General features: G+C 74.8%; 11 protein-coding genes. 2 read left to right on the top strand and 9 right to left on the bottom strand.

Translation table 11 applies throughout. From position 1 onward, the window contains the following. Positions 1–49: 49 nt before the first annotated feature. Both POF43_RS28775 and POF43_RS28770 read right to left on the bottom strand, forming a co-directional pair. Entirely contained in the window at positions 50–370 is a 321-nt protein-coding gene (locus tag POF43_RS28775) for a hypothetical protein (protein ID WP_271314850.1), read from the bottom strand. Between the two features lie 290 nt (positions 371–660). Then, entirely contained in the window at positions 661–1,182 is a 522-nt protein-coding gene (locus tag POF43_RS28770; RefSeq protein ID WP_271318865.1) for a hypothetical protein, read from the bottom strand. Positions 1,183–1,607: 425 nt separating this feature from the next. Here POF43_RS28770 and POF43_RS28765 point away from each other — a divergent pair, with 425 nt between their 5' ends. After that, positions 1,608–3,242 carry an LCP family protein gene (locus tag POF43_RS28765; protein WP_271325580.1) on the top strand — a complete coding sequence of 545 codons (1,635 nt, stop codon included), beginning with the start codon at positions 1,608–1,610 and terminating at the stop codon, positions 3,240–3,242. 127 nt (positions 3,243–3,369) lie between these two features. Here POF43_RS28765 and POF43_RS28760 read toward each other — a convergent pair whose 3' ends face one another. Next, on the bottom strand, positions 3,370–4,917 hold the full coding sequence (locus POF43_RS28760; RefSeq protein WP_282704835.1) for an NsdA family TPR-like regulatory protein: 1,548 nt from the start codon (positions 4,915–4,917) through the stop codon (positions 3,370–3,372). Between the two features lie 686 nt (positions 4,918–5,603). On the opposite strand from POF43_RS28760, the gene POF43_RS28755 reads away from it, so the two are divergent. Further along, positions 5,604–5,882 (top strand): hypothetical protein, encoded by a 279-nt coding sequence (locus POF43_RS28755; protein WP_271323766.1) that lies wholly within the window; start codon positions 5,604–5,606, stop codon positions 5,880–5,882. 196 nt (positions 5,883–6,078) lie between these two features. Here POF43_RS28755 and hemB read toward each other — a convergent pair whose 3' ends face one another. From hemB to POF43_RS28725, 6 genes are all read right to left on the bottom strand, one after another. Further along, the gene (hemB, locus tag POF43_RS28750; protein WP_271313280.1) at positions 6,079–7,098 is read right to left on the bottom strand and encodes a porphobilinogen synthase; all 1,020 of its coding nucleotides are present in this window, start codon (positions 7,096–7,098) and stop codon (positions 6,079–6,081) included. Between the two features lie 95 nt (positions 7,099–7,193). Further along, positions 7,194–8,813 (bottom strand): bifunctional uroporphyrinogen-III C-methyltransferase/uroporphyrinogen-III synthase, encoded by a 1,620-nt coding sequence (locus POF43_RS28745; protein WP_271313281.1) that lies wholly within the window; start codon positions 8,811–8,813, stop codon positions 7,194–7,196. Continuing rightward, positions 8,810–9,802 (bottom strand): hydroxymethylbilane synthase, encoded by a 993-nt coding sequence (gene hemC / locus POF43_RS28740; RefSeq protein ID WP_271313282.1) that lies wholly within the window; start codon positions 9,800–9,802, stop codon positions 8,810–8,812. Before hemC ends, POF43_RS28745 begins: the two co-directional genes overlap by 4 nt. Continuing rightward, positions 9,799–11,154, bottom strand: a complete 1,356-nt coding sequence (locus tag POF43_RS28735) for a glutamyl-tRNA reductase (RefSeq protein ID WP_271323767.1) — start codon at positions 11,152–11,154, stop codon at positions 9,799–9,801. The genes hemC and POF43_RS28735 overlap by 4 nt, the downstream gene beginning before the upstream one ends. Further along, complete coding sequence (locus POF43_RS28730; RefSeq protein ID WP_271313284.1) at positions 11,151–11,897, bottom strand: redox-sensing transcriptional repressor Rex; 747 nt, start codon at positions 11,895–11,897, stop codon at positions 11,151–11,153. The genes POF43_RS28735 and POF43_RS28730 overlap by 4 nt, the downstream gene beginning before the upstream one ends. Positions 11,898–12,028: 131 nt before the next feature. After that, on the bottom strand, positions 12,029–12,715 hold the full coding sequence (locus tag POF43_RS28725; protein ID WP_271323768.1) for a 3'-5' exonuclease: 687 nt from the start codon (positions 12,713–12,715) through the stop codon (positions 12,029–12,031). Positions 12,716–13,116: the final 401 nt, after the last annotated feature.

The raw sequence follows: 13,116 nt of genomic DNA, 5'->3' as shown, positions 1-13,116 counted from the left end.
GAGGGGTGAGGGGTGCGGTGCGGGGAGGAACGGCCGGGGCGGTCGGCGGCTACCAGGAGCCGTAGTCGCCGATGCAGCTGTACTCCATGTAGCCCCACGTCTGGTCGCCGAAGTCGAACGTCGCCGCCCAGCCCTCGTAGACCGGGTGCGCGCCGATGGTGTGACCGACCTTGCGGCCGTAGTCGAGGACGTAGAGCGGGTCCACCGGGGCGTTCGTGGCGTGGTCGAAGTTCTGGTAGAACGTGGCGCTCTGGCAGATGTTGACCGCGTGCGTGGGTACGACGTCCGCCTGTGCGGAGGCCGGGCCCATGACCGTGAAGACGGCCGCCAGGGACACGCAGGCGATGCCCGCGCGGATCAGTTTTCTCATGGCGCCGGACGCTACCGGTCCACGGCTTCCCGAACTCCCCTTCAGCAGGCGGGGATTCGGTGAACATCGCATCGACGATCCATCAACTGCCGTCGTTGGCAAGGCAGTTCAGTACGTCAGCACCGGACCGGACCCAGCGCCGGCCCCGCCTATGTCCCGCTCCGAAGCCCTAGCCGCCGCACGGCCGGCCCGCCGCCCCGCAGCCCCCGCCACCCCGCCACCCCACCGGCCAGGCCCTCCTCGCCCGTCACCTCGGACCACGCTCGTCACCTAGGACCGCGCTCGTCCCCTCAGACCACGCTCGCCAACTCCCCCAGCACCGAGGCCAGCGCGCACGCCAGCACCGCCGCGGCCAGCAGCCCCAGCAGGCGGGCGAGCGGGGCGCCGAGTGCCGGGCGGCGGCGCCAGACCGCAGCGCACAGCAGGCCGGCGACCACCGCGCCGAGGCCGATGAAGGTGACCGCCGTCCAGCCCAACGCCGCCGCCGCGCCGCCGAGTTCGTAGGTGCCGGAGGCGGTCCGGCGCACGGTGACCCTCGTGCCGGGGTCGCGGTCGGCGTCGATGGTGGCGTCGGGGTCGCGGACCGTGCCGTCGTCGGAGGAGAACTCACCGGCGCAGTACCTGAGTTGGTGGCCGCCGGCCGGGGACCGCACGCAGGAGGTGATCCGCATGCTGCCGGACAGGCCGGTGATCCCCACCGCCGACAGCGCGCGGCCGGCCGCGGTCGTGGTCAGCGGAATCCCGGCCAGCACCAGCAGCACCGCCACCACCGCGAGCAGCGCCGCCCGGCGCCGCGGCATCGCGGCGCTCACCGCGTCCCCGGCATACGCCGTCCTCTCCCACGTGGGCCGAACCTGACGTCCATACCCCAGACGCTAGCCCCGAGCCCCCGCCGGCCGCATGCCATTACGCGCGTTGGTCGGACCGGGGCGCGGGCCCGGCGCCGCCGCGAGGTCGACGTCACAGCCGACGTCACGGCCGACGTCACGGGCAACGTCCCGTACGACGTCACGGTCAACCGCCTTACGGGCCACGCCCGCGGAGCCCGCATCCCTCCGCCCGCCGACCCCGCGTCCCCCGCCCGCGGAGCCGACGTCCCCCGCCCGCGGAGCCCGCGCCGACCCGTCGAACATCATGGGCAAACAGATTCGAATTACCGCACTTCGTGTTATTCGGGCAACCAAACCAGCGGCTCGTTCGTCTGACCTCTGGTAGCCGCTCACAGGACGGGTCGCAGATGACAGCAGGGAACTCCGGGGGCCGCCGTCCCCCGGTGCGGGACGCCGGGACGCGACAGCGGTCCGCCGCACGGCTCGTCGGCCGCCAGGCGGTGCGCCGGGTGGTCGCCGAGCTGACCACCGCGGACACCGGCGACCGCACCGCCGGCGATCCGGCCCGGGGGCGGGCCGGGTCCCGCCGGCGCCCCCGGGAAGGCGCCCGGCGGCGCGGGTTCGTGCTGGCGCTCGCGGCCTCGCTGGCCGTCCTGCTGGTCGCGGCGGTCGGCGCGGTCTGGTTCCGGCTCGACGGCGACATCACCGCGTTCAGCGCCGGCGGCGAGAGCAAGAACCGGCCGCCGGCCAACCAGGCGGGCGAGAACGTGCTGTTACTGGGGTCGGACTCGCGGGCCGGCAGCAACCGGGACTTCGCCGGCGGCACCGGCGACATCGGGCGTTCCGACACCGCGATCCTGCTGCACGTCTTCGCCGACCACCGGCACGCGCTGGGCGTCTCCGTACCGCGTGACTCGCTGGTCACCATCCCGCCCTGCCTGCTGCCGAACGGCAGTTGGTCGCCGACGCAGTACGACACGCCGTTCAACGCGGCGTTCTCGATGGGCGACACCGTCAAGGGCAACCCGGCCTGCACGCAGAACACCGTCGAGCAGCTGACCGGCCTGCGGGTGGACCACACCATCGTGGTGGACTTCGCCGGGTTCGCCGCGATGACCGACGCGGTGCACGGCGTGCAGGTCTGCGTGCCGAGCGCGATCCACCAGGGCGACATCGACCCCAACCTCGGCTTCCCCGGCCCGCTGGTCTTCCCCAAGGGCCTCCAGACGGTCTCCGGCGCCAAGGCGCTGGACTACGTGCGGCTGCGGCACGGCATCGGCGACGGCTCCGACATCGGGCGCACGCAGCGGCAGCAGGCGTTCATCGGCGGGATGATCAAGAAGGTGCGCGGCGACGGGTTCGACGTCTCCACGCTGCTGCCGCTGGCCGACGCCGCCGCGAAGTCGCTGACCGTGGACCCGGGTCTCGACTCGGCGGGCAAGCTGTTGTCGTTCGCGCAGTCGCTCAAGGGCATCAGCCTGAGCGACATCCAGTTCGTCACCGCGCCCTGGCGGTACGCCGGTGAGAAGATCGACCTGGTCCACCCGGACGTCGACGCGCTGTGGGCGGCGCTGAAGGCGGACCGCACGCTGTCGGGCGAGAACGCCTCCGGCCGCGGGGCCTCCCCGTCGTCCGCGGCCTCGCCCGTGCCGTCCTCGGCAACGCCGGTCGACGGCGGCGGGATGCCGGTGGCGGTCTACAACGGAACGACCGTGCCGGGCCTGGCCGCCCGCGCCGCGGCGCTGCTCCAGTCGGACGCCTTCACGGTGACCGGCACCGGGACCGCCCTGTCGCAGGCGCACACCACCACGCTCGTGGAGTACGGCAGGGCCCACCGTTCGACCGCCGAGAACGTCGTCCGGCTCTTCCCCGGCGCCCGCCTGGTGCCGACGCCCGCGGTGGCCGGCGTCGACCTGGTGCTCGGCACCGACTTCACCTCGCCGGTGCCGACGGCCACCGCGCTGCCGTCGACGGACGCCGCCAACGCCCGTACCGCCGACGAGGACCCGTGCGCCGACCTCAGCTACGGCGCCGGCGGGTGAGGCCGGCGCCGGCGGGTGAGGGCGCCACTGGGTGAGGCCGGAGCCGACAAGCCAAGGACGCCGGCGGCGGGGGCCGGTGCCGGACGCGGCCGGTGGAACGGCGGCGGTCCTCAGCCCCGGGAGGGGGTCAGGCCCGGGAGCGGGTCAGGGCCGGCAACGACTCCAGCAGCGGGCGGATCGTCTCGTCCAGGCAGGCCGACCGCACGTGGGAGGCGATCTCGACCGCCTGCTCGGCCGACCGCGTGGCGCCGGCCACGTCGCCGAGCCGCAGCCGGGCGGCGGCGGCCCGGGCCAGCACCTCGCCGCGGGTGCGCACCTGTTCGGAGCGCAGTGTCTCGGTGGCGCGGTCCAGCAGCTGGACGGCCTGGCGGTGGTCGCCGAGGTCGAGGTGGCAGCCGCCGGCCTGGGCGTGCACGTCACCCTCGCCGAGCGGCGGGAGCCAGGCGGGTTCCCCGGCGCCGGGGGCACGGCCGCACAGCTCGGCGGCGGCACCCAGGGCGCGCAGGGACTCGTGGCGGCGGCCCATCTTGGCGTGGCCGCGGGCCTCCCAGGCCAGCAGCATGGCCTGGAGGGCGGGCGCGTCGAAGGTGCGGGTGCGGTCGAGGGCGGCGCGCACCACGTCGACGGTGGCGGACGGGCGGCCGGCCCGGAACGCGGCGACGGCCAGGTGCAGCAGGATGCCGGCACCGGCCCGCGGGTCGCCGGAGGCGTGGGCGGCGCGCAGCGCGGCGAACAGCAGCCGGTGCGGCGCGCCGGCCGGGCGGCCGGCCTCTATCTGGTACCAGGCGGCCTGGCCGGCGGCGTCGGCGGCGATGGCGGCGAGGCTGCGGCCGGTCGGCTCGTCGTAGCGGCCGCCGCGCAACAGGCCGACGGCGACGGCGAGATGGGCGCTGCCGGCCTGGGCGAGGGAGCCGCCGCCGTGCTCGGAGTCCATCCGGCGCAGCAGGTCGGTGGTGGCCTGGAGCTGGCGGAGCAGGTCGCCGGGGATCTCGGCGCCGGGGCGCTGCGGGCGGGCCGGGGCGCAGTCCTCGGCGGCGGCCCAGCGGCGGACGTAGCCGGTGAGGTCGGGCAGCCGGGCGGCGGAGCCGGGCAGCGGCGCGGTCAGGCCGGCGGTGGCGTCGGCCAGCGCGACAACGGCGGCCTCGGCGGTCCAGGGCAGTTCGGCCAGGTCCGGGCGGCGCACGCTGCCGGTGCCGGTGCCGAAGGTGACGGGTCCGGCGGCCAGGCCGATCGGGGAGACCGACGGGACGCCGGTGGGGCCGGCCGGGGTGGAGGCGGCCGGGGAGACCGCGGTGACCGGTCCGGCGGCGCGCGGGGCGGGCGCGGTGCGCGGCACCGGGCGGCGGCGCGGGACGCGGACCAGGTCGGCGGGGACGGACAGGCCGTCGAGGAAGTCGACGATGCGGTCGATGCTGGTCAGGCGGCGGGCGCCGGACTCCAGCATGGACAAGAACCCCTGGCTGAGGCCGGTCAGCTGGGCGACGTCCTCCTGGCGGATGGAGCCGCGCTGCCGCACCAGCCGGCTGACCTGTCCGAAGTTCCAGGCGGCGAGCGCCTCGCGGACCTCGGGGTCGGCCCACACCCGCACCGGGACCCGGGGGGTGTCGTCGGCGGGGGGAAGTCCGGCTCGGGTGCAGGCGCCGCACAGCGCGTCGGTGTTGTACGAACTCAGCACGCAGCCGCACCGATCACACCGGCGACCGGCGCTCAGGCTCGTCCCCGTGGGCGATTTAGCCGTCGTCGTCATCGGAGTGCGCTCCTTGTGCGCGTTACGCGCTTAAGCGTCGAACGTCCTTACAACTTCCGTACCTTAAGGGTGAGTTGACGTTTCGCGTAAACGTGGTGACTGAATATGGCCGGTCCTGAGCGCCGCCCGGCGCACGCCGGGCGCCCCGCGGCGACGCCGCGCGCCCGCCCCGTCGCGGCGCGCGCCGGGCACCACCTTTCCCGGGAGCGGATCTACGCGCGACACATGATCAAGGCCCGTATCCCATACCGCACCCGACAACGGGCGGGAAGGGCTTCGTGATCACTGACCGAAAACCACCGATCACCAGGCGCATCGGGTGGCTCCGCCCCACCCCGGGACCGGGCCGCGCGTCGTCGGCCGGGCTCGCCGCACCGGACCGCGCCACCCGGCCGGCGGCCGGACACGCGGTGCCCGGGGACCGGTACGCAGCGTCGCCGTCGACCACCGGTTCACGCCATCCCGGGCGACCGCCCGCCGGCGCCGGACGCGCGGGGTCAGGTTCGTCGTCCGACGGCACTTGCCCCAGCGGTACGGAAGGCGCGGGCGCGGGATGGGTCGGTGGGCGGCGACGCGGCGGAGCACGACTGCGGAACGCCCCGGGCGCCGCCCGGGTGACCGACGCGGCACAGGCGGTCGCCGGCTTCGGGCTGGTGGGCCTGAAGCGCACCGTGCCGTCCCTGGTGTCGACGTGCGTGTGGTTCGGTCCCCTGGGGCTGGCGGCGGTGCCGGTGGCACGGGCCGGCGGGCTGCCGTGGCTGTGGGCGGCACTGGTGGCCGCCAACGCCCTTCAGGCGGTGGGCACGTCGCGCGCCTTCCACCGCCGCACCGGCCTGCTGACGGTGACGAACACAGCGCCCACCGCCGAATCCTGCGCGCGCACGCGGAGTTGACGGAGCGTCAGGCTTTCCGTCGGCGGGTACGGCCGCAGCGCACGCCGCCGACCCCGTCGCGCACACGGCGAGTTGACGGAGCGTCAGCTCTGCGGGTTCCACCGGCACGCACGAACGCGCCGCCCACCGCCGACCCCCATGCGGGGCACGGCACGTTGACGGCGCGTCAGGTGCGCGGTATGCGGGGGTGCCAGGGTCAGAACTCCTCGCGGAGACGGCCGGCCACCTCGGTCGCCCAGTAGGTGAGCACCTGGCCGGCGCCGGCCCGGCGGATGCCGAGCAGCGTCTCCATGATGGTGCGGTCCCGGTCGATCCAGCCGTTGGCCGCGGCGGCCTCGATCATCGCGTACTCGCCGGAGACCTGGTAGGCGGCCACCGGCACGTCGACCGCGTCGGCGACCTGGCGCAGGATGTCGAGGTAGGGCATGGCGGGCTTGACCATCACCACGTCGGCGCCCTCGGCCAGGTCGAGCGCCAGCTCCCGCATCGACTCGCGGGCGTTGGCCGGGTCCTGCTGGTAGGTCTTGCGGTCGCCGCGCAGCGAGGAGGCCACCGCCTCGCGGAACGGCCCGAAGAACGCCGAGGCGTACTTGGCGGTGTACGCCAGCACCGCGACGTCCTGGTGGCCGGCCGCGTCGAGCGCGTCGCGCACCACGGCGACCTGGCCGTCCATCATGCCGCTGGGGCCCACCATGTCGACGCCGGCGTCCGCCTGGACGCGGGCCATCTCGGCGTACCGCTCCAGCGTGGCGTCGTTGTCGACCCGGCCGCGGGTGTCGAGCACCCCGCAGTGGCCGTGGTCGGTGGACTCGTCAAGGCACAGGTCCGACATGACGACCAGCTCGTCGCCCACCTCGGACTTCACGTCGCGGATGGCGACCTGGAGGATGCCGTCCGGGTCGGTGCCGGCCGAGCCGACGGCGTCCTTGACCAGCGGCACGCCGTACAGCATGATGCCGCCGACCCCGGCCGCGACCGCCTCGGCCGCCGCCTTCCGCAGGGTGTCGCGGGTGTGCTGCACGACGCCCGGCATCGAGGTGACCGGCACCGGTTCGGCGATGCCCTCGCGCACGAACGCGGGCAGGATCAGCTCCGCGGGGTGCAGCCGGGTCTCGGCCACCAGCCGCCGCATCGCCGGCGTCGTGCGCAGCCGGCGCGGCCGCACCCGGGGCACCTCCACCGAACCGTTTCCGCTGCTGTTCACACCGTTGGTCATGCCGTCCGCCACTCCTGCCGTGCCACTCGTTGCCTCGTCGCTGTGGGAAACGCCCCGCGCCGCCGGGAACGCCCGGCCGCGCGTCTACGACACGGTCAGCCGCGCGCTCTGCGCCGCGAGCCCGGCCGCCGCTCGCTGGGCCGGGTGACCGGGTCACCCGCCTCCAGCGCCGCCGCCCGCCGCGCCCGGCCGAAGTCGGCCAGCGCCTCGGCCAGCGCGTGCACCGACGGCTCCGGCGCCATCACGTCGACACGCAGACCGTGCTCCTCGGCGGTCTTCGCCGTGGCGGGGCCGATGCACGCGATGACGGTGACGTTGTGCGGCTTGCCGGCGATGCCGACCAGGTTGCGTACCGTACTGGACGAGGTGAACAGCACGGCGTCGAACCCGCCGCCCTTGATCGCCTCGCGGGTGTCGGCCGGCGGCGGCGAGGCGCGCACCGTGCGGTACGCGGTGACGTCGTCGACCTCCCAGCCCAGCTCGATCAGCCCGGCCACCAGGGTCTCGGTGGCGATGTCGGCGCGCGGCAGGAAGACCCGGTCGATCGGGTCGAAGACCGGGTCGTAGGGCGGCCAGTCCTCCAGCAGCCCGGCGGCCGACTGCTCGCCGGACGGCACCAGGTCGGGCTTGACGCCGAACTCCACCAGCGACTTCGCCGTCTGCTCGCCGACCGCGGCCACCTTGATCCCGGCGAAGGCCCGGGCGTCCAGGCCGTACTCCTCGAACTTCTCGCGCACCGCGCGGACCGCGTTCACCGAGGTGAAGGCGATCCACTCGTACCGGCCGGTGACCAGGCCCTTGACCGCGCGTTCCATCTGCTGCGGGGTGCGCGGCGGCTCCACGGCGATGGTGGGCACCTCGTGCGGCACCGCGCCGTAGGACCGCAGCTGCTCCGACAGCGACTCGGCCTGCTCCTTGGTGCGCGGCACCAGGACCCGCCAGCCGAACAGCGGCTTCGTCTCGAACCACGACAGCTGACCGGGCGCACCGGTCACCGGCTCACCGACAACGGCTATCGCCGCCTGGCCCGGCTCGGCCGACGGCAGCGCCTTGGTCGCCTTCAGCTCGGCGGCGATACCGGCCAGCGTGGCCGTCCAGCTGCGCTGCCGGGTCGTGGTGCCGGCCACCGTGACGGTCAGCGGGGTGTCCGGCTTGCGGCCGGCCGCGACCAGCTCGGCGGCGGCGGCGGCCACCGCCTCCAGCGTGGTGCTGACCACCAGCATGGCGTCGCTCGTGCCGGCCTCGGCCCAGCAGCGGGCGGAGGCGGTCGGCGCGTCGACGAACCGCACGTGGCGGCCGATCGGCACACCGGCGTACGCCGGCACGCCCACCGCGCTCGCCACGCCCGGGACCACCTCGAAGGGGATGCCGGCCTGCGCGCAGGCGAGCATCTCCTCGGCGGTGTCGCCGTCCAGACCGGGGTCGCCGGTCACCGCACGCACCACCCGCTTGCCGGTGCCGGCGGACGCCATGACAAGCTTGGACGCATACCCGGTGGTGCCGCCCAACGCCCCGTCCAACGAGACAAGTTCGGGCGTCTCAACGGCGCTGCGGGCATGCCCGCGGACGACGTCGAGCACCGTCGGGTCGGCGACGAGGACATCGGCCTCGGCGAGCGCCGCGACGGCGCGCAAGGTCAGCAGCCCGGGGTCACCCGGTCCGGCGCCCAGGAAGGTGACGTGCCCGTGTACGGGCCTGTAGGTGGTGGGGCTCACCGCACACGCTCCCCCATCAGACCGGCCGCGCCCTTGACCAGCATCTCCTCGGCGAGTTCGCGGCCGAGGGCGGCCGCTTCGTCGTGGGACGCCGGCAGCGTGCCGGTGGCGGACAACTGCATCAGCGTGACGCCGTCGGTCGTGCCGACGACCCCGCGCAGCCGCAGTTCGGTCAGTCGCTCGCCCCGCGGTGCCGCGATCGGCTCGGCCAGCGCCCCCACCGGGGCGGAGCAGCCGGCCTCCAGGGCGGCGAGCAGGGCACGCTCGGCGGTCACGGCGGCCCGGGTGACCGGGTCGTCGAGTCCGGCGAGCCGGGCGGCCAGCGCGGTGTCGGACGCCGCGCACTCGATGGCCAACGCCCCCTGGCCGGGGGCGGGAAGTACCGCGTCGGTGTCGATCAGCTCGGTGACCGCGTCGGAGCGGCCCAGCCGGTTGAGCCCGGCGGCGGCCAGCACCACGGCGTCCAGCTCACCGGAGGTGACGTATCCCATGCGGGTGTCGATGTTGCCGCGGATGGGCACCAGCTCGACCCGCCGGCCCAGGCCGCGGGCCCAGGCGTTGAGCTGGGCCGCGCGGCGCGGTGAGCCGGTGCCGACCCGGGCGCCGGACGGCAGCCGTTCGAAGGTGAGCCCGTCGCGGGCCACCAGCACGTCCCGGGCGTCCTCGCGCACCGGTACCGCCGCCAGCGTCAGCCCCTCGGGGTCCGCGGTGGGCAGGTCCTTCAGCGAGTGCACCGCGAAGTCGATCCGGCCGGCCAGCAGCGCCTCGCGCAGTGCCGAGACGAAGACTCCGGTGCCGCCGATCTGCGCGAGCGCCTCCCGGGAGGTGTCGCCGTACGTGGTGATCTCCACCAGTTCCACCGGGCGCCCGGTCAGCCGGCGGACCGCGTCGGCCACCAGGCCGGACTGGGCCATGGCCAGCTTGCTGCGCCGGGTGCCGAGCCGCAGCGGGCGGTCCCGCTCGGGCGTGGGGTTCGTGGGGCCTGTCATCCCCGGCCTCGATTCGCGTCGTTCATGCCCAGGTCGTGTCCGACCCCGGCGTCCGGCCGGCCGACGTGGCTGACGGCGGCGACCGCTTGCGGGTCGAGGTCGAACAGCTCGCGCAGCGCGTCGGCGTACCCGGCGCCGCCGGGCTCACCCGCCAGTTGTTTGACCCGCACGGTGGGTGCGTGCAGGAGTTTGTCGACGACCCGGCGCACGGTCTGCGAGATCTCCGCGCGCTGCTTGCCGTCCAAGCCGGGAAGGCGCCCGTCGAGCCGGGCGAGTTCGGAGGAGACCACGTCGGCGGCCATGGTGCGCAACGCCACCACGGTCGGCGTGATCCGCTGGGCCCGCTGGGCGGCGCCGAAGGCGGCGACCTCGTCGGCCACGATGCGCCGCACCGCGTCCACGTCGGCGGCCATCGGCGCGTCGGCCGCGGCGGCGGCCAGGTCCTCGATGTCGACCAGCCGTACGCCGGCCAGGTCGTGCACCGCGCCGTCGATGTCGCGGGGCATCGCCAGGTCCAGCATGCCCAGCACCGGCGCGCCGGCCGGCCGGTCCCGCAGGGCTGCGGCGACCGCGTCCCGGTCCAGGACCAGGCCGGTCGCCCCGGTACACGACACCACCACGTCGGCGGCGGGCAGTTCGGCGGTCACCTCGGCGAACGGCACCGCCCGGCCGCCCAGCGAGGCGGCGAGGTGCGCGGCGCGTTCCAGCGTGCGGTTGGCGACGACGAGTTCGGCGACCCCGGCGCGTACCAGGGTGGCGGCGGCCAGCGAGGACATCGAACCGGCGCCGACCACCAGGGCCCGCTTGCCGGCCAGTTCCCCGGCGCCGCCGGTGAGCCGGTCCAGCCCGAAGGTGACCAGCGACTGGCCTGCCTTGTCGATGCCGGTCTCGCTGTGCGCGCGCTTGCCGACCCGCAGCGTCTGCTGGAACAGGTCGTTCAGCGAACGGCCGGTGGTGTGCAGTTCCTGGGCGAAGCCGAGGGCGTCCTTGATCTGGCCGAGGATCTGTCCCTCGCCCACCACCATGGAGTCCAGCCCGCAGGCCGCCGAGAACAGGTGGTGTACCGCGCGGTCCTCGTAGTGGACGTAGAGGTACGGGGTCAGCTCGTCCAGGCCGACACCGCTGTGCACCGACAGCAGGGTGGACAGCTCGGCGACGCCGGCGTGGAACTTGTCGACGTCCGCGTACAGCTCGATGCGGTTGCAGGTGCCCAGCACGACGGCCTCGGCGGCCGGTTCGGCGGCCAGGGTGTCCTGGAGCAGCTTGGCCTTGGCGTCCTCGGTGAGCGCGGCCCGTTCCAGCACGCTGACCGGTGCGCTGCGGTGGCTGAGCCCTACGACGAGCAGACTCATGCGGGCATCACGGCGGGTACGTCCCCGTCGGTCCCCGGACGCTGGCCGCGGGCCGGCCGGGCGGCCGACGCGGGCTGCTCCTCACCGGCCTTGCGCTGCTCGTGGAAGGCGAGGATCTGCAGCTCGATGGAGAGGTCCACCTTGCGCACGTCGACGCCGTCCGGCACCGACAGCACGGTCGGCGCGAAGTTCAGGATGGAGGTGACCCCGGCGGCCACCAGCCGGTCGCAGACCTCCTGGGCGGCGCCGGCCGGGGTGGCGATCACGCCGATCGAGACCTGGTTGGCGGCCACGATGGCCTCCAGCTCGTCGCTGTGCCGCAGCGGCAGCCCGGCGACCTGCTTGCCGGTCTGGGCCGGGTCGGCGTCTATCAGCGCCGCGATCCGGAAGCCGCGGGAGGCGAACCCGCCGTAGTTGGCGAGCGCCGCGCCCAGGTTGCCGATGCCGACGATGACGACCGGCCAGTCCTGGGTCAGGCCCAGTTCGCGGGAGATCTGGTAGACGAGGTACTCGACGTCGTACCCGACCCCGCGGGTGCCGTACGAGCCCAGGTAGCTGAAGTCCTTGCGCAGCTTCGCGGAGTTCACGCCGGCCGCGGCGGCCAGTTCCTCCGACGAGACGGTGGGGACGGACCGCTCGGACAGGGCGGTCAGCGCCCGCAGGTACAGCGGGAGCCTGGCGACGGTGGCCTCGGGAATCCCTCGGCTCCGGGTCGCCGGTCGGTGCGTTCGGCCAGTTGCCACGATGCTCCTGCGGGTAGAGCTGGGCTGCGGGCGGACACCGTCACTGGTGTGGCCCTGTAGCGGCCAGGCTATGTCTTTGTGAACGTGTGCACAAAGATGGTGTCCGATTTGTCGGTGCGAAGTGACCGGCATCACGCGCCTCCCCGGCCATGCCCGGAAACCATTGACCGGCGCACTTCGTTGATCTTCCAGGCCCCGTCACAGCCGGTGCGCGGCAGCCCGGGCCACTCCAGCGCGGCGGCCCGCGCGCTCACCCCGGCCGGGGCCACCAGGTCCGCGCCGGCGGTCCGGACACAGCGCGTGAACAGGGCGCCGGCCGCCCGCGCGTCGCCCAGCGCGGTGTGCTCCACCCAGCGCGGCACCCCGGCCGCGGCGGCGCAGGCCCGCAGCGACAGCCCATCCAACGGACCGAGGAAACGTTCCGCCAGGCGCATCGTGCACAGCTGCGGCAGCACGGGGAGCCGCACGCCGAGCCGGCCGTACTCCGCGGCGAGGAAGGCGTGGTCGCACCCCACGTTGTGGCCCACCAGCACCCGGCCGCGCAGCAACGTCAGCAACCGCCCGGCGATCTGGCCGAAACGCGGCGCCGGCTCCCCCGCGCGCCGCAGGTCCTCCGGTGCTATGCCGTGGATGTGGGTCGGCCCGACCGGGCCCTCGGGGTCGACCAGGGTGGCGAACTCGCCCTCCACCCGGTGCTCGCCGTCCAGCAGGACGACGGCCAGCTCCACGACACGGTGCCGCCGCGAACTCGACCCCGTGGTCTCGACGTCGACCACGGCGAACCCGGCACCCGGCCGGGACGCCTCCGCGGAGAGCACGTGGCCACCTTCCCTACGTATCCCCCCGGACCGAACAAAACCACTCGATGGTAATCGAACTCCCGAGCCCCGAAGAAATCCGCTGCCGCGACGGAGGGGGTGCGCCGCAGGTCGGGGCGGGAGCCGTCGCGGCGGTGGCGCCGGGTGGCTCACGGGTCGGAGCGCGGGCCCGTCGCGGGGCCTGCACCGGGGTCCGTCGCAGGTCGGGCCCCGGGTACCTCATGGATCGGGCGCCGCGACCGTCGCAGGTCGCCGGCCGCGGGCCTCCTGGCTCCGACGCCGGCGTCCGCCGGCGCTCCGCGGAGGCGGGCCGCAGGTCAGGGGCGCCGACGCGGCCTACGGTTCGGACGCCGGGGCCTGCCCCGGCCCAACGCCGAAGTCCGTCACCGGTCCGACCCGGC

It is taken from the genome of Streptantibioticus silvisoli (assembly GCF_027947535.2).
In the GTDB taxonomy this organism is placed as follows: domain Bacteria; phylum Actinomycetota; class Actinomycetes; order Streptomycetales; family Streptomycetaceae; genus Streptantibioticus_C; species Streptantibioticus_C silvisoli.
The sequence above is the reverse complement of the archived record's forward strand: the minus strand, read 5'-3'. Positions and strand labels throughout refer to the sequence as shown.

Coding starts and splice junctions, on each gene's coding strand:
- POF43_RS28775 (WP_271314850.1), bottom strand. CDS start 370: ATGAGAAAACTGATCCGCGCGGGCATCGCCTGCGTGTCCCTGGCGGCC.
- POF43_RS28765 (WP_271325580.1), top strand. CDS start 1,608: ATGACAGCAGGGAACTCCGGGGGCCGCCGTCCCCCGGTGCGGGACGCC.
- hemB (WP_271313280.1), bottom strand. CDS start 7,098: ATGACCAACGGTGTGAACAGCAGCGGAAACGGTTCGGTGGAGGTGCCC.
- hemC (WP_271313282.1), bottom strand. CDS start 9,802: ATGACAGGCCCCACGAACCCCACGCCCGAGCGGGACCGCCCGCTGCGG.
- POF43_RS28735 (WP_271323767.1), bottom strand. CDS start 11,154: ATGAGTCTGCTCGTCGTAGGGCTCAGCCACCGCAGCGCACCGGTCAGC.